Genomic DNA, 22128 nt, shown 5'->3' on the forward strand with positions numbered 1-22128 from the left:
GACATGAGGAAACTTCCCCTCGTTTTAAGTGTACTTCTTTTTTTAACTTTTGGAACTCTGCTAGATGTAAAAGCAGAGGTAGGTTCAAATGAAAGTGTTGATGAGTACCTAAAGAACAATAATTCGAAAAATGAAAAAGATTCAGAAGCAATTATAAAAGAAACTCCTGATACTTCAGAAACGACAGATGAACCCGTTTCTGCAGGTGTTTCTGTTACAGTATGGGATTACATCAAAATGGTGCTTGCTCTTTTGTTTGTTATTGCCTTACTTTACGGTGTACTTCGTTTTGTAAATAGTAGAAACAAAACCTTTCAAACCAACCAGCTTATTCACAATTTAGGTGGGGTCGGGGTAGGTCAAGGTAAATCGTTACAGCTAATGCAAGTAGGGAATTCCATATTCTTGGTAGGTATTGGGGAAGATGTTACTTTATTAAAAGAAATAAACGATCCAGTTGAGATAGAAAATTTAACGAGAATTTATGAAGCAAAAGTAGATGTTGGAACAAGTATTCCATACATATCTGAGATAGTAGGTCGCTTGAAAGGCAAAGGTACCTCACAGAAGAAGGATAGTAAACAGCCTTCGTTTGAAGAGACCTTTCAGAAAAAATTACAAGAAATTCAAAAAGACCGTAGTAATGTATTAAAGGATTGGAAGACGAAGGAGCGCGATAACAATGAATGAATTTGTCCAGTTTTTCTCGGACAGCGACCCATCAAATCTCTCCACATCTATAAAATTAATGCTATTGTTAACGGTCTTATCATTAGCTCCGAGTATTTTAATATTGATGACGTCCTTTGCTAGAATAGTAATTATATTATCATTTGTTCGAACGGCTCTTGCTACTAATCAGATGCCGCCCAACCAAGTGATAGTTGGTTTAGCACTATTTTTAACATTTTTTATAATGGCACCAACATTACAACAAGTAAATGAAGAAGCTTTAACGCCATTGTTTGATGAAGATATTACTTTAGAAGAAGCTTATGAAAAAGCTAGCGGTCCCTTCAAAGAGTTCATGAGTAAGCATACAAGGCAAAAAGATTTGGAGCTTTTCTTGAGATACTCAGAAGCAGAAAGACCTGAAACAATTGAGGATATTCCGCTAACTGTTATGGTACCTGCTTTTGCACTTAGTGAAATTAAAACAGCATTCCAAATTGGATTTATGATTTTTATTCCTTTTTTAGTTATTGATATGATTGTAGCGAGTATTTTGATGTCTATGGGTATGATGATGTTACCTCCAGTTATGATCTCTTTACCATTTAAAATATTATTATTTGTATTGGTAGATGGATGGTATTTAGTTATGAAGTCTATATTACAAAGTTTTTAGGAGCTGATTGTATTGAACAATGAAATGGTAATTTCAATTGCGGAACGAGCAATTTGGGTCATTCTTCTTGCATCAGGTCCTCTTCTTTTAGTTGCGTTAATAACGGGTCTTGCTGTAAGTATTTTTCAAGCCACTACACAAATTCAAGAACAAACACTTTCATTTGTGCCTAAAATCGTTGCTGTGTTAGTTGCGATAGTTTTCTTTGGCCCTTGGATGCTTTCACAAGTAACTTCTTATGCAGCAGATATTTTCGGGAATTTAATAAGATACATTGGTTGATACAATGGATGCAATTTTACCAAGTTTAACAGTCTTATTACTAATAATTGCTCGTGTTTCCGCATTTTTTATAGTGTTACCACTATTCTCGCATCGAACAATACCTGCAACACATCGGATAGCCTTTGCTGTAATCTTATCGTGGATGATGTATTATACCCTCGATGTAGAACCATTTGAAATTAATGGAGATTATATTCTTTTAATTATTAAAGAAGTTATATTGGGATTATTTATAGGTTTACTTGCTTATATCATTATGTCAGCTGTTCAAATTGCAGGTGGATTTATTGACTTTCAGATGGGATTTGCAATGGCCAATGTTATTGATCCACAGACAGGTGCACAAAGTCCCTTAGTTGGTCAGTTCTTGAACACTCTGGCCCTATTGCTGTTATTAGCTTTAAACGGTCATCATTTATTGTTGGATGGGATTTTTTACAGCTATCAATTTATGCCGATGGAAATGGTTTGGCCAACTTTTGGTCAAGAAAATTATGTGGTATTTATTATGAAAACTTTTGCCGGTGTTTTTGCAGTAGCATTTCAAATGTCCATCCCAATAGTCGCAACAATATTTCTTGTGGATATAGCTCTTGGAATTACTGCAAGGACTGTACCACAATTAAATATATTTGTTATAGGGTTTCCGATAAAAATTGCAGTAGGATTTTTAGTTCTTCTTGTGATGATGGGTGTGCTTATGGCTGTAGTGCAGCAACTGTTTGAAATTATGGTCGTAGCTATGCGCGACTTAATGATAATTTTAGGTGGTGGCTAAAATGATTACTCTACGCTTAGATCTTCAGTATTTTGCGGGAGAAAAAACAGAAAAAGCTACTCCAAAAAAGAGAGAAGATTCTCGAAAAAAAGGACAAGTATTAAAAAGTCCGGATGTGACAAGTGCGATTGTATTACTCGCTGTTTTTGTATTTCTATTTTTCTTTGCAAGCTTTTTAAGAACTGAAATTTTTTCGTTTTTCAGCGTGACGTTTACTAAATATATGTTGATTGAAACGTTAACAATTGATACTGCCATTATCATTTATAAAGATATGCTCCTAGAAATGGCTGTAATTTTATTGCCCATTATGTTAGTAGCGGTAGTAGCAGCTGTAGCGGCAAATTACTTTCAATTTGGTTTGCTGTTTACGACAGAGCCATTGAAGTTTGATTTGAAAAAGATTGACCCTATAAAAGGTCTCAAAAGGATCTTTTCACTTAAAGCAATTATTGAGCTATTAAAATCTATTTTAAAAATATCATTTATCGGATCTATAACTACTTTGATATTATGGATGAACTTGGAACAGGTATTATCTCTATCATTTAAAACTGCTTGGGATACACTCTCCACTGTAGGATGGTTAACTGGTACGATGGGCATAGCTGCCTCATGTGTATTATTGTTTATATCAATCTTAGATTTCTTTTATCAAAAGTTCGACTATGAAAAAAACCTTAAAATGTCTAAGCAAGATATTAAAGATGAACATAAAAACTCAGAAGGGGATCCAATTGTTAAATCACGGATAAGACAAAGACAGCGTGAAATGGCGATGCGTCGTATGATGCAGGAGATTCCTTCAGCTGATGTTGTTATTACGAATCCAACACATTTTGCGATTGTTTTAAAATATGATGATGAATCAATGGATGCCCCAACGGTAGTTGCAAAAGGTGCAGATTTTGTTGCTCAAAAGATTAAATTAATTGCCAAGGAAAATAATGTTGTCATGGTAGAAAATAGACAGCTTGCTCGTTCTATGTTTGACCAAGTAGAAGTAGGTCAACGAATTCCAGACGAATTCTTCAAAGCAGTTGCAGAAGTATTGGCTTATGTATATCGTATTAAACAAAAAATTTAAAGTTAAAGTTCGAGGTGGAAGTAAATGCAAATCCGCGATATAACCGTATTGGCAGCTGTAATATCTATAGTGGCGATGCTCGTAATACCTCTTCCTCATTGGTTGATAAGTTTCCTTATTATTATAAATATTACAATAGCCTTACTAATATTGATGACCGCTATGAATATGAAAGAAGCTTTAGAGTTCTCTGTATTTCCAACAATAGTTCTTCTTGTAACATTATTTAGACTTGCTTTAAATATCTCTACAACAAGAGCAATTCTAGCTGAGGGTGACGCGGGAAAAGTAGTTGAAACCTTTGGTACATTTGTTACAGGAGGGAATATGCTCGTTGGTTTAGTTGTATTTGCTATTTTAGTTATTATTAACTTTATCGTAATTACAAAAGGTGCAGAGCGTGTATCTGAAGTTGCTGCTCGATTTACTCTAGATGCAATGCCTGGTAAACAAATGAGTATTGATGCGGATTTAAACGCAGGAATGATTTCCGAAAAAGAAGCTCGTGAAAGACGTGAAAAGGTTAGTGGTGAAGCGGACTTTTACGGTGCGATGGACGGGGCTACAAAGTTTGTTAAAGGGGACGCCATAGCAGGTATTATTATCGTTATTATAAATTTACTATTTGGTATTATTATTGGTGTCGTTCAATTTGGACTTCCTTTTGGGGAAGCAGCGGTATTATTTTCGACTCTTACTGTTGGAGACGGTTTAGTTTCCCAAATTCCAGCGTTATTAATATCCACTGCAACTGGTATTGTTGTAACCAGAGCTGCATCTAAAGGAAATCTTGGTGGAGATATAACAGGACAATTGTTTAATCAGCCAAAACTTCTTTATGTTGCATCCGTGACAATAACGCTTCTAGGTATTGTTACACCGATTGGTTTAGTGTTAACTTTGCCGATTGCAATTGCACTAGCTGTAGGAGCTTATATGATAAGTAAGGCTAGTAAAGAAGGTCCGGAAGAGATGGAAGAATTTGAAGAGGAAGTAACAACTGATAATATGAAAAGTCCAGAAAATGTTATTAATTTACTAAACGTGGATCCAATAGAATTTGAGTTTGGTTATGGCCTGATTCCCTTAGTAGATGCTGCGCAGGGCGGAGATTTACTTGATCGTGTTGTAATGATTCGGAGACAGCTAGCACTTGAATTAGGTTTAGTTATTCCAGTAGTTCGAATACGTGACAATATTCAGCTGCAACCAAACGAATACCGTATAAAAATTAAAGGAAATGAAATGGCTCGAGGAGAGCTTCTTTTAGATCATTATTTAGCTATGAGTCCTGGTGATGATGATTCCGTTGAGGGTATAGATACTGTTGAACCTTCCTTCGGTTTACCTGCTAAGTGGATAACAGAATCCGTAAAAGAGGAAGCAGAAATACTAGGATATACTGTTGTTGATCCTCCAAGTGTTGTTTCAACACATATGACTGAAATTATCCGAAATAATGCACATGAATTATTAGGTCGTCAAGAAACAAAACAATTAATCGACCACATTAGAGAGACATATCCAATCCTAGTAGACGAGTTAACACCTACACCATTAACTGTAGGAGAAATACAAAAAATATTGAGCAATCTTTTAAGAGAACGTGTATCAATTCGCAATTTGCCAATCATTTTTGAAACCCTTGCAGACTATTCAAAAATGACGTCGGATGCCGATGTATTAACTGAATACTCAAGACAATCTCTAGCGAAGCAAATTACAACACAGTATGCTGGAAATAGTAATATATTAAAAGTGTTAACGGTTTCTGGTAAAGTGGAGAAACTAATTGCTGACAGTATTCAACAAACAGAACATGGAAACTATTTATCGATTGATCCAGATGATTCTCAAGCAATACTAGAGTCTATGGCAAAAGAGGTGGAGCGTGCTTCCATGATGGAACAGTCTCCAATTATTCTTTGTTCACCTGCAGTAAGGATGTATTTTAGACAAATGACGGAAAGATATTTCCCTCATGTGCCAATTCTTTCTTATAATGAACTAGAATCCTCCATTGAGGTACAAAGCGTCGGGGTGGTGAATGTAGATTGAAGATGAAAAAGTATACGGCTAGCACAATGCCAGAAGCAATGAAGTTAATTCGAAAAGAATTTGGTGACGATGCAGTTATATTAAGTTCTAAGGTTGTATTTTCTAAAGGTTTTTTAGGCTTATTTAAGAAAAAATCTTTCGAAGTGTTAGCTGGAATCGATACATTAGAACAGACCAATAATACATTTGAGATGCCCACTATTGTGTCTCAAGAACAACAAAATGTTTCTATAGAGATCCATAAAGAATTAGCAGATTTAAAACAAATGGTTAGGAATATTCAACGTCCAGAAATGCTAAGTTCATACCCAGCTGAAATGAAAACTCTTATGGACTTTTTAGAAGAACAAGAATTGTCAGAGGAGCTGATCACATCTGTTAGTGATGAGCTTTTTGTGCATCATAAAAGGAATGCTGAAGCTTTCGAAATAGCAGATCAGCTTAGTCTGACAAATTCTACTCTGCAAACTCATATGGAGCATCTTCCATTTGGTGGAATTTCTTATACTAAAAAATATATAAACGTATTAGGACCAACAGGTGTCGGGAAAACGACAACTATTGCTAAAATAGCTGCGCGTGCAATTTTAGAGAAAAAGAAAAAAGTTGGTTTTATTACGACCGATACATATCGGATTGCAGCTATAGAGCAACTAAAAACCTATGCGGGCTTATTACAATCTCCTTTAGAAATTGTGTATAACGAAAAAGATTTACAAGAAGCAATGGTAAAGTTCGAACATTTAGATATCGTTTTTATCGATACAGCAGGAAGGAATTTTAAAGAAACTAAATTTGTAAGAGACTTGGAAAAGTTAATCGAATTTGAAGTGAATACGGAAACCTTTCTAGTACTCTCGTCTACGTCTAAGCAAAAAGACATGGAAATGATAATAGAACAATTTAGTGAATTTCCTATTGATAAATTTATCTTTACGAAGATAGATGAAACAAATACTATTGGCTCAATTATCAATTTAATGGTTAAATATAATAAAGGACTTGCTTACTACACTGATGGTCAAGAAGTCCCGGAAGATATTATGGAAGCTAGTCTTGAAGAATTACTCAAATTGTTTTTAAAGGGGATTCGCTATGAGAGATCAGGCTGAAGAACTTAGAATGAAAATGCTGCGTAATCAAAATAGGCTTGGGCGTTCCTTAGCAATAGTTAGCGGTAAAGGTGGAGTTGGAAAAAGTAATTTTTCTATAAATTTTAGCACAACTTTAAGTGGGCATGGCAAAAAAGTCGTGCTAATTGATATGGATATTGGAATGGGCAATATTCATATCTTACTAGGGAAATCAGTGCCATATAGCTTGAAAGATTATTTGGTTGGAGAACAGCCAATAGAGTCTGTGTTGTTTGAAGGTCCAAATGGCTTGCAATATATATCTGGGGGTTCTGGGTTAAGTGGTGTAATTGAGTGGACAGGTGAAATGTTCAATCGCTTAATAGAGGCTTTCGAATATTTACAGAAAACCTTTGACTACATTGTTTTTGATATGGGGGCCGGTGCAACAAGTCAGACACTAGATTTGTTAATGTCTGTGGATGATATTATCGTCATTACGACAGCGGAGCCTACCTCTATTACAGATGCATATTCTATGATGAAATATATTTACTATAAAGATTCTGAAAAAAAATTCTATCTTATTTGTAATAGAGCCTTTAGCGATGAAGAAGGTGCTGAAACAACAGAAAGATTAAAACTAGCAATGTCTAAGTTTCTCTCCAAAGAAATTACGATATTAGGTGTATTGCCCGAAGATACAGTTGTTCGAAAAGCAGTAAGGGAGCAAACCCCATTTTCTGTCTTATATCCGCAAGCTGAAATAACGAAAAAGTTAAAAAAGATAGTCTATACATTTACCGATTTGGAAGATGCAATAGAAGCTACTCGTAAGCAAAATAATTTCATATCTCGATTAAAAAGTCTTTTTTCAGGAAGGACGTGAGATTATGGATAACAAGTCTAAAAAGAAGTTATTAGTCGTAGATGACTCTGCATTTATGAGAAAACTTATCAGTGATTTCTTTGTCGATAGTAAGTTGATAGAGGTAGTTGGGATCGCGAGAAATGGAAAAGACGCAATTGAAAAAATAAAAACTCTACAGCCAGATGTTCTCACTATGGATGTTGAAATGCCAGTGATGAATGGTTTGGAGGCGCTCCGCAAGATTATGTTAGAAACGCCGGTTCCGGTTGTAATGCTTTCCAGTACGACGAAAAGTGGAGCGGAAAGTACGATGCTAGCGATGGATTATGGCGCCGTGGATTTTATCGCAAAACCAAGTGGTACTATTTCCTTAGATTTACATAAGATTAAATTGGAATTAGTAGAAAAAGTTGAACATGCTGCACAAGTATCCATTAACAAAATGCAGAAACGCTCCTCATTACCTACCAATAATATAATATCAAAAAGTGTCGAATTAAAAAATAAACCTGATACTACTAATGCTGTTAAGTGGGACAAGTCCAGAAAGAAAATGGTTTTAATTGGTACTTCAACTGGAGGACCTCGCGCTCTTCAGGAAGTAATTACAAAACTTCCAAAGGATATGAAAGCTCCTGTATTAATCGTTCAACATATGCCTGCAGGATTTACAAAGTCTTTGGCACAAAGGCTCAATCAATTATCTGAAATTGAAGTAAAAGAAGCAGAAGATGGGGATTTACTGCAAGATGGACACGCATATGTAGCACCAGGCGGCTTTCATATGCGTATACAAAAAAAAGTTTCGGCTTATTACATCGTTCTAGACGACATAGAACCACCTCGAGCGGGACACAGACCAGCGGTAGATGTGCTTCTTGAAGATAATAGTCAGTTCAATGATTTCGACAAGATTGCCGTTATTATGACAGGAATGGGATCTGATGGATCTCTCGGTCTCAAACAGTTAAAAAAGAGTGGAAATGTTATAGCTATAACAGAATCGGCGAGTACATGTATTGTATATGGAATGCCAAAAGCTGCTGTAGAAACTAATTTAGTAAATGAAGTAGTAGATTTAGATCAAATAGCAAAAACAATCATACAATATCTTCCTTAAGGGGTGTTAATCAATGGATACGAATCCATATTTTGAAATGTTTATAGAAGAAAGTAAGGAACATTTACAAGCCTGCAATGAACATTTATTAGAATTAGAAAAAAATCCTGAAAACATTGCAATTGTTAATGAAGTATTCCGCTCTGCACATACCTTAAAAGGCATGTCCGCAACGATGGGGTATGAAGATATCGCTAATTTAACACATAAAATGGAAAATGTTTTAGATGAAATTAGAAACGGCCGTCTGCATGTAACAGTAGAATTATTGGATGTTGTTTTTATAGCTGTTGATCAATTGGAAGAGATGGTAATGGATATTGCCTCCGGTGGAAAAGGAAATCTGGATGTAACAGATACTGTTCAAAAGTTACATAATATAGAAACAGGAGAAGAAATTCCATTGTCCGCGACGATAGTCGAATCAACTGTAGAAAGTAATATTTCTCAAGAAAATTGGTTATCGTATGATGATTATGAAATGACAGTTATAGAACAATCAGTCGAACAGGATTTCTCTACGTATGAAATTTCTGTCAAGCTGCGAGAAGATTGCTTATTAAAAGCTGCAAGAGTATATATGGTCTTTGAATTATTAGAGAAAATGGGAGATGTTATAAAATCTTCACCCTCCGTTGAAAAGTTAGAAGGAGAAGATTTTGATGAAATTTTCTATGTAGCTTTAGTTACAAATGAGTCTTCTGAAGATGTGAAAAAGAAATTAATGAAGGTCTCTGAAGTAACGGAAGTATTAGTTAACTCGGTTACGTTAGAGCAACTCAAAAAACGCAATAATATCGATTTTGACAAAGTAGAAGCGACTCCATTTTCGGGGAATACAGAAGTTATTGAAGGTAGTCAGGAGGTAGTGGTAGTAAAAGCTACGGAAAAATCACCGACTACTAAAAGCAATCAAGTTCAGTCTAGTAAAACAATTCGTGTAAATATTGAACGTTTAGATGTATTGATGAATTTGTTTGAGGAGTTAGTAATAGATCGCGGTCGTCTACAATCAATCTCTGAGGATTTACACAATAGTGAATTAGATGAAACAGTAGAACGTATGTCCCGTATCACTGGTGACCTTCAAAATATTATATTAAATATGCGTATGGTTCCAGTAGAAACAGTATTTAATAGATTCCCTAAAATGGTACGTCAATTAGCACGTGATTTAAACAAAAAAATCAATCTAGAAGTTATTGGGGCAGAAACTGAATTAGATCGAACGGTTATTGATGAAATCGGAGATCCTCTTGTTCACTTAATAAGAAACTCTCTAGATCATGGTGTAGAAAGTCCTGAAATCCGTTTAGCAAAAGGTAAACCAGAGGAAGGTACAGTCGTTCTTCGTGCATACCATAGCGGAAATCATGTATTTATCGAAATTGAAGATGATGGTGCAGGCATTAACCGTGAGAAAGTGTTGAAAAAAGCTATAGCAAAAGGAATTGTATCAGATGAAGTAGCGCAAATGCTAAGTGATAAACAAGTAGCGGAGCTTATTCTTTCTTCAGGATTCTCTACTGCTGATGTCATTTCAGACGTTTCAGGTAGAGGAGTTGGTTTAGACGTTGTAAAAACAACGATTGAATCTCTTGGCGGTTTTATAGATATCTCGTCGACGGAAGGAAAAGGTTCTCTATTTTCTATACAATTACCGTTGACCCTTTCTATCATTTCCGTAATGCTTGTAGAACTTGGGGAAGAAATTTACGCTATCCCGCTGTCTTCTATTATCGAGACTGCTATTATTCGTTCTTCTGATATATTGAATGCTCATAACCAAAAAGTGATAGATTTCCGTGGAAAAGTTGTTCCACTAGTATTTTTAGAAACTGTATTTGATGTTCCAAGAGAAAGTACTGATGACGAATTCCATTCGGTTGTTCTTGTCCGTAAAGGAGATAAAATGGCTGGTATCGTAGTAGATTCATTTATTGGTCAACAGGAGATCGTTTTAAAATCACTGGGTGCATATTTATCAAGTGTGTTCGCAATCTCTGGTGCAACTATTTTAGGTAATGGTAAAGTAGCACTTATTGTAGATTGTAATGCGTTAATCAGCTAAAGAGCATCAATTAGAAAGGATGAGATAGCATTATGACAGAAGTCGTAGATTATAAAAATTTAAAAGTAGTCGTTTTTCAATTGGCAGATAAAGAATATGTTATACCTGTAAGTCAGGTACAAGGCATTGAAAAACTTATATATATTACACGTGTACCTAAAACTCCTGAGTTTGTAAAAGGAGTTATTAACTTGCGAGGGGTAGTTACTCCAATTATAGACTTGAAAAATCGCTTTGGATTAGGTGAAAGCAGTTTAAGTGATTCTACTCGTATTATTATAATTACGCTAGATGATATGAATGTCGGTGTAATTGTTGACTCTGCTAATGATGTATTAGATATACCTCTTGATGCAATTGAACCACAGCCTGAGGTGGTTGGGGGAATGGAATCAGATTTTATAGCTGGAGTAGCTAAAATTGATAGCCGCCTTTTAATACTATTGAACTTAAATCTTGTGTTAAATCCTATTAAGTCAGGAGTTTAATAAATGTACGATAATAAAATAACTTCTGTACATTTAGATGTATTAAAGGAAATAGGAAATATTGGTGCTGCACATGCTGCAACGGCATTATCGACATTATTAAACAAAAAAATTGATATGAAGGTACCTAAAGTAGAAATGGTTTCCTTTGATGAAATGATGGATTTAGCGGGAGGGCCAGAAAGAGTAGTTGCAGGTATTTATCTTCGCATTGAGGGAGATGTAACAGGCAGCATGTTTTTTGTGCTACCTGTAGAACAAGCGAATCGATTTATCCGAAGGTTGATACAAGATGAGAGCTTCGATTTTCAAACAGGTGAAGTTTCTGAAATAGGTGTTTCAGCCATGCAGGAGCTTGGTAATATACTTTCTGGTTCTTATTTATCTGCATTGTCAGATTTTACTTCTTTAAAAATCTACCCTACTGTACCTGCCCTAAGCGTAGATATGGTGGGAGCTATAATTAGTTTTGGATTGGTAGAGTTATCTCATGTAAGTGATTATGTTATTGTGATTGATACTGCTATTAATGAAAAGGATGTTCGGAATGTGGAAAGTGTGAAAGGGCATTTCTTTTTATTACCTGATCCAGAATCATTTGAAGCTATTTTTAAAGCTTTAGGAGTTAGCTAATATGAATACACAAGGTCAAATAGTTAAAGTTGGTATTGCCGATATGAATATTGCGAAAGCTCCTGATAAAATACGTACTTCAGGACTTGGTTCATGTGTAGGAGTTGTTTTGTATGACGAGAGATCCACGATAGTAGGCATGGTCCATGTAATGTTACCAGATTCTAGTCTTGGTAGAACTGAGGTGGTAAATATCGCTAAGTTTGCGGATACTGGAATTCCCGCAATGGTGGAACAGCTCAAAATAGAAGGTATTCTGCCTTTTAAATTAAAAGCTAAAATTGCCGGAGGAGCTCAAATGTTTCAATTTTCTTCTACTAAAGATGCAATGCGAATTGGACCACGCAATGTTGAAGCAGTAAAAGAGTATTTAAAAAAGTATTCTATTCCTATAATCGCAGAAGATACTGGAGGAAATAGTGGTAGAACAATAGAATTTGATCCTACCACCAAATTACTAAATATTCGAACAGTTAATCAAGGAGTGAGAAATATATGATGCTAGGAACTATTCTTTCTAATTTTTGGGTAGCGCTTATTGCTTTTACTGTATATTTTTTATTCTCTTATCCATTTATAGAGGGTATGGGAATTATTCTTGAAGCAAGTATTATTTCTGTTGGATTTTTCCTATTAACATTTTTAGCTAGAGCAATTATTAGTTATATAATGAGTAATCCGCAGGAAGAGATAAAAGAAATAGCTATTCAAGATGAAGCCAGTAATTTAAAGTCTGAAATATCTTCAGAAGATTATGCGGAGTTAGTAAAAACAATGTTAGTAGAAGATGAAAAAACCAATACAATATAACAAAATGTATTAAAAAACGAGGGGGTCGGTAGTTTCGACTCCCCTTTTTAGTGAGATTTTTGTTATAATAACCATAATGGTCAGATATATGGGAGAGGAGGATAATTGTGGCAAATCAAGATTCGACAGATGAACAGGTTCTTTGGAAGAATTGGACTGAAAGCAAAGATCCTCAAGCCGGAGATTTACTCATGAGAAAATATGTGCCACTTGTAAACTATCATGTGCAAAGAATTGGTGCGAGTATCCCTAAAAATATATCTAGAGAAGAGCTTAAAAGTTTAGGAATGATGGGATTATTTGATGCTCTGAACAAGTTTGATTATAGTAGAGAATTGAAATTTGATACTTATGCTTCCTTTCGTGTACGAGGGGCTATTATTGATGGATTAAGAAAAGAAGATTGGCTTCCACGTTCTTCAAGAGAAAAATCGAAGAAATTAGAATCAAAAATTGAAGAACTCGAGCAAAAGTTGATGAGACATGCATCTGCTGAAGAGATAGCAGAATTTGTCGAGTTACCTGTTGAAGAGGTTTATCAAACTGTACAGGAACATTTTTTTTCTAATGTACTGTCTATAGATGAGCAATTACAAGAAAGTGATGAACCTGAGCAAAAATCTTATGTAATTCGAGATGACTCTCAGAAAACACCAGAACAACAAATGGTTCAGCGAGAACTAATAGGTGATTTAGCCGATCAAATTCAACAATTAAATGAAAATGAACAATTAGTTTTAAGTTTATTTTATACGGAGGAGCTAACGCTCACAGTTATTGGAGAGATGCTTGGTCTTTCTACATCGAGAATATCTCAGATTCATTCGAAAGCACTATTTAAACTTAGAAAACTTTTAATGCCTGAAATGACGAATGTATAGATAAAGGGGATACTACTATGAGTTTAAAACTAGCAGAACTTCAAATAGCTATTCCTAAAACGTTTGATGCTGGTAAAATAGCAGACCAAATACAACAACAAGGTGCAATTAGTCAATCCAACGCGCAAGCTGCCTCAGAAAAACAGTTAGAAAAAAACAGAGAAACGGTCATCAAGTCTTCGGAAACTTCGGAGACAAGCTCTCAGGAAGAAGAGAAAGAGCGTATGGAGCAAGAGCGGCAGAACAGAGAAAAGAAAGAGCGAGAATTGAAAGAGACAAAGCATCCTTTCAAAGGGAAATTTGTAGATTTTAGTGGTTAGGAGCAGTTATGATAACGACCTTATTAATAATATTATTCTTGATGCAAGTTATAAGTTTTTACTTCATTGCTCTATTAAATGCCAAGATTTCAAAGTTTAATGAAATGGAACGAAAACAACAACAAGTTTTATTGGATATTGAAGATTCTTTTAGTGCATATATTGCAGAAATTACAGACGAAAATAATCGACTTATACAGGAATTACAAAATACAGAAGTACCTCAAACTACATTTTCTAAAATGGTAGAAAATCCATCAACAAAGGAAGCTAGAGTATTTGAAACACCAACTTCTTTCGTCTCTAAGCAAATTGCAGCAAGTAGTTATATGAAATCTGCTCAAACAATAGCAAAAAAAGTACCGGAAACTATGAGAGAAAAAGTGTTATTTCACCATGAAGAAGGAAGAAATTCTGACGAAATAGCGAAAATTCTCCAAATAGGAAAGACTGAAGTTGAACTTTTCCTGAAATTTAAAGATTAAAATAGTTGAAAGTATAAAAATGATATGTTATATTAGAAAACGGTATGAATACACACGCAGTTCGGATGGATTTAGCAGGTGCTCTATTTATAGAGTAGCTAAAGAAAAATGATGAATGCGGAAGACTAAACCAAACCAGGAGGAAACAAATCATGTCAGTAATCTCAATGAAGCAATTATTAGAGGCTGGTGTACACTTCGGTCACCAAACTCGCCGTTGGAATCCAAAAATGAAAAAATACATTTTTGTTGAACGTAACGGAATCTACATCATCGATCTTCAAAAAACGGTGAAAAAATTAGAAGAAGCTTATGATTTCATGCGTCAAGTAGGTCAAGACGGTGGGAAAGTTCTTTTCGTAGGAACTAAAAAACAAGCTCAAGAAGCTATTAAAGAAGAAGCAGAACGTTCAGGTAACTACTATATCAACCAACGTTGGTTAGGTGGTACTTTAACTAACTTCGGTACTATTCAAAAACGTGTAGCTCGTCTTAAAGCTATTGAAAAAATGGAAGAAGACGGTACGTTTGAAGTACTTCCTAAAAAAGAAGTTGTTCAACTTAAAAAACAACACGAACGTCTTGTTAAATTCTTAGGCGGTATCCGTGATATGAAAGCTGTTCCAGATGTAATGTTCGTAGTAGATCCACGTAAAGAGCGTATTGCTGTTGCAGAAGCTCGCAAACTTAACATTCCATTAGTAGGAATTGTTGATACAAACTGTGATCCAGATGAAATCGACTATGTAATTCCTGCAAATGATGATGCAATTCGTGCAGTTAAATTATTAACAGCTAAAATGGCGGATGCATTACTAGAAGCAAGACAAGGTGAAGACGAAGAAGTAACTTCTGCTGAAGTTGCAGCTGAGTAAGACCTGAGTAATACAAATGTAATTAACAGGTGATAAGCGGCCAAACCTCTTATCACCTTTTTTTGAGAAAATGACATATTAATTGTTCTAGGAGGAATTTATAATGGCAGTTACAGCACAAATGGTTAAAGAATTGCGTGAAAAAACTGGTGCAGGTATGATGGACTGTAAAAAAGCATTAGTAGAATCAGACGGTAATTTAGAAGCAGCAATCGACTTTTTACGTGAAAAAGGTCTATCTTCTGCAGCTAAAAAAGCAGATCGTATCGCAGCGGAAGGTACTACTTTCATCCAAGTGGAAGGAAACAAAGCTGTATTATTAGAAATGAATGCTGAAACTGATTTTGTTTCTAAAAATGAATCTTTCCAACATTTAGTGAAGACTGTAGCATCTCATTTATTAGCTACAGAGCCAGCTTCAGTAGAAGAAGCACTACCTACAATTATAGAAGATGGATTAACAGTAGAAAACTTAATCTCTAACGCAGTTGCGAAAATTGGAGAAAAAATTACATTACGTCGTTTTGTAATTGAAAATAAAACAGATGCAGATGCATTTGGTCCATACCTACACATGGGAGGACGTATCGGAGTTCTTACAGTGATTGAAGGATCAACTGATGAGCAAGCGGCTAAAGATGTAGCAATGCATATTGCAGCCTTAAACCCTTCTTATATTTCACGCGATGAAGTTTCTGCTGAAGAAGTAGAACACGAACGCAAAATATTAACAGAACAAGCTCTAAACGAAGGAAAACCTGAAAATATCGTTGCTAAAATGGTAGAAGGTCGTCTTGGTAAATACTTTGAAGAAGTTTGTGTATTAGACCAATCATTCGTTAAAAATCCAGACCAAAAAGTAAAAACATTTGTTGAATCAACTGGTGGTAAACTAGTTTCATTCACACGCTATGCTGTTGGTGAAGGAATCGAAAAACGTGAAGACAACTTCGCTGAAGAAGTAATGAACCAAGTAAAAGGTAACTAATAAAAGAAAAGCGGCAGACACCGCCCTGCTGCGATCAGCGCTGGAAGAATTGCAATAAAGGCGTCCTTTGCCTTTATTTGCAAGTCTGAAGCGAATGAGCAGCTGGTGTCTGGAGCTAGACAAATAGAAAAGCGGCAGACACCGTTCGACTCGATAGTTCAGCGCTTTCTCCCGCGGAAGGCGTTATCTTGAAACGGAATTCGGTAGTCTTCACAATATGCGTCGTTGCTAGAAATAATATCAATAACAACCGGGGGACACGTAATTTGTGTTCCCTATTTTTCAAGATAGAGATGGAGGATACCTATGAGCAAACCACAATACGAAAGAATCGTTTTAAAATTGAGTGGCGAGGCGTTAGCTGGAGAACAAGGTTTCGGTTTATCTCCTGACATTATTAAATCTGTAGCCGAACAAGTGAAAGAAGTTGTAGATCTTGGAGTAGAGGTTGCGGTAGTTGTAGGTGGAGGAAATATATGGCGAGGTAAAGTAGGAAGCGAAATGGGCATGGATCGTGCTACAGCGGACTATATGGGTATGCTTGCTACAGTTATGAATTCACTAGCTCTACAAGATTCTCTTGAAAAAGCGGGTGTCGAAACACGTGTTCAGACATCTATCGAGATGCGACAAGTCGCAGAGCCTTACATACGTAGAAGAGCCATTCGTCATTTAGAAAAAAAACGAGTAGTTATTTTTGCAGCGGGAACAGGTAATCCATACTTCTCTACTGACACAACTGCAGCTTTAAGAGCAGCTGAGATAGAAGCAGATGTTATATTAATGGCCAAAAATAATGTAGATGGTGTTTACTCTGCTGATCCTAAAACGGATAGTACGGCAGTGAAATATGATACACTATCATTTATCGAAGTAATACAACAAGGACTCCAAGTAATGGATTCTACAGCATCTACTTTATGTATGGACAATGATATAGAGCTTATTGTATTTTCGATTATGGAAAAAGGAAATATTAAAAAGGCTGTGCTCGGGGAAACCATAGGGACAGTCGTTAGGAGGAATTCTTAATGCCGAAAAAAGTGATAGAGCAAACAAGTGATAAAATGACTAAAACAATATCAGTTTTTAGTAGAGAATTATCTACTATCCGTGCTGGGCGTGCTAGTGCTTCCCTACTTGACAAAATTACAGTAGATTATTATGGAGCTCCAACCCCTATCAATCAAATGGCTGGTATTTCTATACCAGAAGCTCGCTTATTAACAATCCTTCCTTATGATAAAACTATTTTAGGAGATATTGAAAAAGCGATCATGAAATCAGATTTAGGTATTACTCCTACTAATGATGGAACACTAATTCGTATTGCAATTCCAGCATTAACGGAAGAGCGTCGTAAAGAATTAGTAAAACTAGTAAAAAAAGAAGCAGAAGAAGCAAAAGTAAATGTTCGTAACGTTCGTCGTGACGGTAATGATGATTTGAAAAAACTTGAAAAATCTGGTGGGATTACAGAAGACGAGTTAAGAAATTATACAGAAGAAATTCAAAAACTTACAGATGCTAACATTGAAAAAATTGATGCAATTACTAAAGATAAAGAAAAAGAAATTTTAGAAGTTTAACCCTTATGAAGATGTAGTGAAGGTTAATGCTTTAATAAATACCAAAGTCTTCTTCAAATGATTTGTCTAGGTTAAGTATTTCTGAACTTTTATTTAAAAAAGGCGTCCTTTGAAAGGGACGTCTTTTTATATATGGGTTTATTTGTTATGATAGGGATAGACGTTCGACTTGGTAGATTGGGGGGTTCTAAATGTTTAATAAACTAATTCGTAAAAATGAGAAAAAGATCAATATTCATTTAGATGAACGTAAAGAAAATGCCCAAAAGGAACAGTTACCTAGCCATATTGCAATTATTATGGATGGGAACGGTAGATGGGCTAAAAAGAGGTCACTTCCCCGTATTGCTGGTCATCACGAAGGTATGAAGACTGTAAAAAAAATTACTCTATTTGCAAATGAAGTCGGGATAGATACGTTAACCTTGTACGCTTTTTCCACAGAAAATTGGAAACGTCCAAAAATGGAAGTCGAGTTTTTAATGCGACTACCCGAAGAATTTTTAGGGACATATTTACCGGAGTTAATTGAACAAAATGTTCAAGTACGAATGATGGGAAATCATGATATGCTGCCAGAGCATACAAAAAGAGCTATTTATAAAGCGATGGATGAAACTGCCCAAAATGATGGACTGATTCTTAACTTTGCCATGAATTATGGAAGTAGAGATGAAATTGTACAGGCAGTCAAACGTATTGCAAAACAAATCGAGCAAAAAGAGATTTTAGAGGATGAAATTACAGAAGAATTGCTGACCAATAATTTAATGACCAAAGACTTATCGGAACCAGATCTTCTCATTCGAACAAGTGGTGAAGTTCGACTGAGTAACTTTATGCTTTGGCAGCTTGCTTACACGGAGTTTTGGTTTACAGATACGCTTTGGCCAGACTTTGATGAAGCATGCTTATTAGAAGCTATTGAAAGTTATCAAAAAAGGAATAGAAGATATGGTGGACTTAAGGGGGAAGAAGTAAATTGAAACAGCGGATAATAACAGGTGCTATTGCTTTGGCACTATTTCTCCCAATTGTTTTGTTGGGAGGACCTGTTTTCACTATATTAGTATACATAATTGCAGCAGTAGGATTATATGAAATGCTTCGCATGAAGCACTTAAGTTTATTTTCATTCGCCAGTTTAGTTTCGTATCTACTCCTGTTTCTATTGTTATTGCCATCATCATTTACAGATGATATTTTGCATTATACAGGGCACACGAAATTAGAGTGGGTGTTTGTTGGAGTATTTTTAGTATTAATCTATACAGTATTGGTGAAAAATCGTTTCACTTTTGATGATGCAGCTTTTGTCATTTTAAGTACACTATATGTTGGTATTGGTTTTTACTATTTTATTGAAACAAGAAATGAAGGTTTAGCATACGTTATTTTTGCATTGCTGATCGTATGGACAACAGATTCTGGAGCTTATTTTACCGGACGAAAAATTGGGAAAAGAAAATTATGGCCTGATATCTCTCCAAATAAAACAGTAGAAGGTTTTGTTGGAGGCATTATTTGGGCATTAATCACTGCTTTCATTATTCAATGGATAAGCCCGCTTACTTCATCGATGCTTGTATTAATAGGAATTACAATTATTTCTTCTATTTTTGGACAACTAGGTGACTTAGTAGAATCAGCGATAAAAAGACATTATAATGTGAAAGACTCTGGTAAATTATTGCCAGGTCATGGTGGAATTTTAGATCGATTTGACAGTATTTTATTTGTCTTACCGCTTCTTCACTTTTTACATTTTATCTAAGGAGACGACATTATTTCATGGTTAAAAAAATAAGTTTATTAGGTGCAACTGGTTCTATCGGGATACAAACACTGGATATAATAAAAGAGCATCCAGATAAGTTTCAACTAGTAGCATTTTCAGCGGGAAAAAATATAGAAATTACGAAGCAAATAATTCGAGATTTTTCAGTTCCTCTAGTTTCTGTGTTATTTGAAGAGGATGCAGTTCTGTTAAGGAAAGAATTTCCACGAACAGAACTAGTATTTGGTGATCAAGGATTAGTACAAGTTGCTGCTCATGCAAATGCAGATGTTTTAGTGAATGCTGTACTTGGAAGTGTAGGATTAAGACCAACATTAGAAGCTATTAAAAAAGGAATAACAATTGCAATTGCGAACAAAGAAACATTAGTAACTGCTGGACACTTAATAATGAATGCAGCTAAGCAATATAATGTACCAATACTGCCGGTCGACAGCGAACATTCAGCCTTGTTTCAAGCGATGAACGGAGAAAAACGTTCTGAAATTGAAAAGCTCATCATTACTGCTTCAGGTGGAAGCTTTAGAGACTTTACTCGGGAAGAGCTTAAAAATGTAACGGTAAAAGATGCACTGAATCATCCTAACTGGTCTATGGGGTCGAAAATAACAATTGATTCAGCCACAATGATGAACAAAGGCTTAGAAGTTATTGAGGCGCGAGTATTATTTGATATTCCTTATGATGATATAGAAGTGTTACTTCATCGAGAGAGTATTATACATTCATTAGTTGAATTCCAAGATACTAGTGTTATTGCTCAATTAGGAACGCCAGATATGCGTGTACCTATCCAATATGCATTGTCTTATCCGGAGAGATTGACAAGAGAGTCAGCTCCACGACTTAATTTAGCTCAAATAGGTAAGTTACATTTTGAAGAGATGGATTACACACGTTATCATGCTTTGAAATTAGCTATTGATGCAGGACGAGCAGGCGGAACTATGACAACGGTCCTAAATGCTGCAAACGAGGCTGCTGTATCCTTGTTTTTACAAGAAAAAATTGGTTTCTTAACAATTGATGAGCTAATCGAACGAGCTATGGATGAGCATACGATTCTTTCAAATCCAGATTTAGAAACTATTCTTCATGTAGATGCAAAAACAAGAAAATCTATTGAGAACATGGTAAAATGAAGAGATGTGAAAGTAAAAGCATAAACAGCTAGAAACTAAAGGTGGGATATAGTGGAGACAGCCATTGCGTTTATAATTATATTTGGAAGTATTGTATTTTTCCATGAACTCGGGCATTTTATCTTTGCAAAACAAGCTGGAATCATGGTGCGTGAGTTTGCAATAGGTATGGGACCGAAAATCTTTGGATATACAAAAGGTGAGACTCTTTATACACTACGATTATTGCCTATCGGTGGATATGTTCGTATGGCAGGAGAAGATATGGACTCCGTTGAGCTTCAGCCGGGCTTTCGATTAGGAATCCGTTTAAATGATCAAGACGAAATTGATCAGATTTTATTAAATCAAAATAAGCATTATCCTGATATGTTGTTTTTAGAAGTAGAAAAATCTGATTTAACCGATAAAATGTTTATCGAGGGATACAATGAAGAAGAAAAGTTAGTAAGGTACAATGTAGCACGAAATGCTGTCATTAATGAAAAAGGCAGTGAAACAATCATTGCACCAGCCGATCGTCAATTCGGATCCAAAACAGTTGGTCAGCGATCACTAACTATTTTTGCAGGACCCCTTTTTAACTTTATCCTATCGTTTTTCATTTTCTTAGCGCTTGGGTTGTTTCAAGGAGTACCAACATATGAACCTGTCATAACAACAGTTGTGAAAGACAGTCCTGCTGCTCAAGCGGGCATGCAAGATGGCGATTTGGTAACTAAAATAGATGGATCTTCCATTACGACATGGGACGAATTATCAGAAAAAGTGAAAGTAAGTTCAAATGAACTGATGGAATTTACAGTAGAACGTGATGGACAAGAAGTTAATCTGTCTATGACACCCCAAGAAGTTGTAGCTGGAAAAGAAAAAGTTGGACAAATTGGTGTACAATACACTAGTCCAATGGAAAAAAATCCTGCCAAGGCGGTTGTCTTTGGAGCAGAGCAAACATATGAATGGACTAAACGTATATTTACTATACTTGGCACATTAATTACTGGTAATTTCTCTATAGATGATTTATCAGGTCCTGTTGGAATATATAAAGCGACTGAAGAAGTAGCGCAATATGGTGTATTCAATTTAATGCATTGGGCTGCAATACTAAGTATAAATCTTGGTATTATGAACCTGTTACCATTACCAGCATTAGATGGTGGTAGACTATTATTCTTCTTGTTTGAAGCTTTACGAGGAAAACCGGTAGATAAACAAAAAGAAGGTATGGTCCACTTTATCGGTATTATGCTATTGATGGTACTAATGGTTGTCGTTACATGGAATGATATACAACGATTTTTCTTCAATGGGTAAAAAAATTTTAAGGGGGGAAGTTCAATCATCTGAACTTCCTTTCTTTTACTGTGTATATAAAAGCACAAACATCTATTACACCCCAGACTAGCGCTGGAGCTAGACAGATCA

Annotated in this window: 25 protein-coding genes; all 25 read left to right on the forward strand. The window is 35.6% G+C overall.

Going from position 1 to position 22128, the window contains the following annotated elements; genetic code table 11:
• Nucleotides 1-3 precede the first annotated feature (3 nt).
• On the forward strand, nucleotides 4-690 hold the full coding sequence (locus MKX53_RS06010; RefSeq protein WP_340909851.1) for a flagellar biosynthetic protein FliO: 687 nt from the start codon (nucleotides 4-6) through the stop codon (nucleotides 688-690).
• Nucleotides 683-1348 (forward strand): flagellar type III secretion system pore protein FliP, encoded by a 666-nt coding sequence (gene fliP, locus MKX53_RS06015; protein ID WP_340909855.1) that lies wholly within the window; start codon nucleotides 683-685, stop codon nucleotides 1346-1348. Before MKX53_RS06010 ends, fliP begins: the two co-directional genes overlap by 8 nt.
• A gap of 12 nt (nucleotides 1349-1360) precedes the next feature.
• Nucleotides 1361-1630, forward strand: coding sequence for a flagellar biosynthesis protein FliQ (gene fliQ / locus MKX53_RS06020; protein WP_340909856.1), 270 nt, complete (start codon nucleotides 1361-1363; stop codon nucleotides 1628-1630).
• Between the two features lie 4 nt (nucleotides 1631-1634).
• Nucleotides 1635-2411: a flagellar biosynthetic protein FliR gene (gene fliR, locus MKX53_RS06025; protein ID WP_340909858.1), complete on the forward strand. Its 777-nt coding sequence runs from the start codon at nucleotides 1635-1637 to the stop codon at nucleotides 2409-2411.
• A gap of 1 nt (nucleotide 2412) precedes the next feature.
• On the forward strand, nucleotides 2413-3498 hold the full coding sequence (flhB, locus tag MKX53_RS06030) for a flagellar biosynthesis protein FlhB (RefSeq protein WP_340909860.1): 1086 nt from the start codon (nucleotides 2413-2415) through the stop codon (nucleotides 3496-3498).
• A gap of 24 nt (nucleotides 3499-3522) precedes the next feature.
• A complete protein-coding gene (gene flhA / locus MKX53_RS06035) occupies nucleotides 3523-5556 on the forward strand; it encodes a flagellar biosynthesis protein FlhA (protein WP_340909861.1) in 2034 nt (677 codons plus the stop codon).
• Nucleotides 5553-6668: a flagellar biosynthesis protein FlhF gene (locus MKX53_RS06040; protein WP_340909862.1), complete on the forward strand. Its 1116-nt coding sequence runs from the start codon at nucleotides 5553-5555 to the stop codon at nucleotides 6666-6668. Before flhA ends, MKX53_RS06040 begins: the two co-directional genes overlap by 4 nt.
• A complete protein-coding gene (locus MKX53_RS06045) occupies nucleotides 6652-7518 on the forward strand; it encodes a MinD/ParA family protein (RefSeq protein WP_340909863.1) in 867 nt (288 codons plus the stop codon). Before MKX53_RS06040 ends, MKX53_RS06045 begins: the two co-directional genes overlap by 17 nt.
• A gap of 4 nt (nucleotides 7519-7522) precedes the next feature.
• Nucleotides 7523-8620: a protein-glutamate methylesterase/protein-glutamine glutaminase gene (locus MKX53_RS06050; protein ID WP_340909865.1), complete on the forward strand. Its 1098-nt coding sequence runs from the start codon at nucleotides 7523-7525 to the stop codon at nucleotides 8618-8620.
• A gap of 13 nt (nucleotides 8621-8633) precedes the next feature.
• Nucleotides 8634-10691: a chemotaxis protein CheA gene (locus tag MKX53_RS06055; RefSeq protein ID WP_340909866.1), complete on the forward strand. Its 2058-nt coding sequence runs from the start codon at nucleotides 8634-8636 to the stop codon at nucleotides 10689-10691.
• A 32-nt stretch (nucleotides 10692-10723) separates the two neighbouring features.
• On the forward strand, nucleotides 10724-11179 hold the full coding sequence (locus tag MKX53_RS06060; protein WP_340909867.1) for a chemotaxis protein CheW: 456 nt from the start codon (nucleotides 10724-10726) through the stop codon (nucleotides 11177-11179).
• A gap of 3 nt (nucleotides 11180-11182) precedes the next feature.
• Nucleotides 11183-11812 (forward strand): chemotaxis protein CheC, encoded by a 630-nt coding sequence (locus MKX53_RS06065; protein WP_340909870.1) that lies wholly within the window; start codon nucleotides 11183-11185, stop codon nucleotides 11810-11812.
• 1 nt (nucleotide 11813) lies between these two features.
• Nucleotides 11814-12311 (forward strand): chemotaxis protein CheD, encoded by a 498-nt coding sequence (locus tag MKX53_RS06070; protein ID WP_340909871.1) that lies wholly within the window; start codon nucleotides 11814-11816, stop codon nucleotides 12309-12311.
• A complete protein-coding gene (locus tag MKX53_RS06075; RefSeq protein ID WP_340909872.1) occupies nucleotides 12308-12622 on the forward strand; it encodes a hypothetical protein in 315 nt (104 codons plus the stop codon). The genes MKX53_RS06070 and MKX53_RS06075 overlap by 4 nt, the downstream gene beginning before the upstream one ends.
• 107 nt (nucleotides 12623-12729) lie before the next feature.
• Entirely contained in the window at nucleotides 12730-13503 is a 774-nt protein-coding gene (locus MKX53_RS06080; RefSeq protein WP_340909873.1) for a FliA/WhiG family RNA polymerase sigma factor, read from the forward strand.
• A gap of 17 nt (nucleotides 13504-13520) precedes the next feature.
• Complete coding sequence (locus tag MKX53_RS06085; RefSeq protein ID WP_340909874.1) at nucleotides 13521-13823, forward strand: RNA polymerase subunit sigma; 303 nt, start codon at nucleotides 13521-13523, stop codon at nucleotides 13821-13823.
• Between the two features lie 8 nt (nucleotides 13824-13831).
• On the forward strand, nucleotides 13832-14308 hold the full coding sequence (locus tag MKX53_RS06090; RefSeq protein WP_340909876.1) for a DUF6115 domain-containing protein: 477 nt from the start codon (nucleotides 13832-13834) through the stop codon (nucleotides 14306-14308).
• Nucleotides 14309-14460: 152 nt separating this feature from the next.
• A complete protein-coding gene (gene rpsB / locus MKX53_RS06095; RefSeq protein WP_090562513.1) occupies nucleotides 14461-15183 on the forward strand; it encodes a 30S ribosomal protein S2 in 723 nt (240 codons plus the stop codon).
• Between the two features lie 103 nt (nucleotides 15184-15286).
• On the forward strand, nucleotides 15287-16171 hold the full coding sequence (gene tsf, locus MKX53_RS06100) for a translation elongation factor Ts (RefSeq protein WP_340909878.1): 885 nt from the start codon (nucleotides 15287-15289) through the stop codon (nucleotides 16169-16171).
• A gap of 306 nt (nucleotides 16172-16477) precedes the next feature.
• Nucleotides 16478-17203, forward strand: a complete 726-nt coding sequence (pyrH, locus tag MKX53_RS06105; RefSeq protein WP_093535097.1) for a UMP kinase — start codon at nucleotides 16478-16480, stop codon at nucleotides 17201-17203.
• Complete coding sequence (frr, locus tag MKX53_RS06110; protein WP_093535095.1) at nucleotides 17203-17760, forward strand: ribosome recycling factor; 558 nt, start codon at nucleotides 17203-17205, stop codon at nucleotides 17758-17760. Before pyrH ends, frr begins: the two co-directional genes overlap by 1 nt.
• Nucleotides 17761-17951: 191 nt before the next feature.
• The gene (locus MKX53_RS06115) at nucleotides 17952-18746 is read left to right on the forward strand and encodes an isoprenyl transferase (RefSeq protein ID WP_340761944.1); all 795 of its coding nucleotides are present in this window, start codon (nucleotides 17952-17954) and stop codon (nucleotides 18744-18746) included.
• Complete coding sequence (locus tag MKX53_RS06120) at nucleotides 18743-19534, forward strand: phosphatidate cytidylyltransferase (RefSeq protein WP_340909881.1); 792 nt, start codon at nucleotides 18743-18745, stop codon at nucleotides 19532-19534. Before MKX53_RS06115 ends, MKX53_RS06120 begins: the two co-directional genes overlap by 4 nt.
• 17 nt (nucleotides 19535-19551) lie before the next feature.
• Complete coding sequence (gene dxr / locus MKX53_RS06125; RefSeq protein WP_340909883.1) at nucleotides 19552-20700, forward strand: 1-deoxy-D-xylulose-5-phosphate reductoisomerase; 1149 nt, start codon at nucleotides 19552-19554, stop codon at nucleotides 20698-20700.
• A gap of 51 nt (nucleotides 20701-20751) precedes the next feature.
• Complete coding sequence (gene rseP, locus MKX53_RS06130; RefSeq protein ID WP_340909886.1) at nucleotides 20752-22017, forward strand: RIP metalloprotease RseP; 1266 nt, start codon at nucleotides 20752-20754, stop codon at nucleotides 22015-22017.
• Nucleotides 22018-22128 lie beyond the last annotated feature (111 nt).

This window comes from Psychrobacillus sp. FSL K6-4615 (assembly GCF_038008225.1).
GTDB classification, from domain to species: domain Bacteria; phylum Bacillota; class Bacilli; order Bacillales_A; family Planococcaceae; genus Psychrobacillus; species Psychrobacillus psychrotolerans.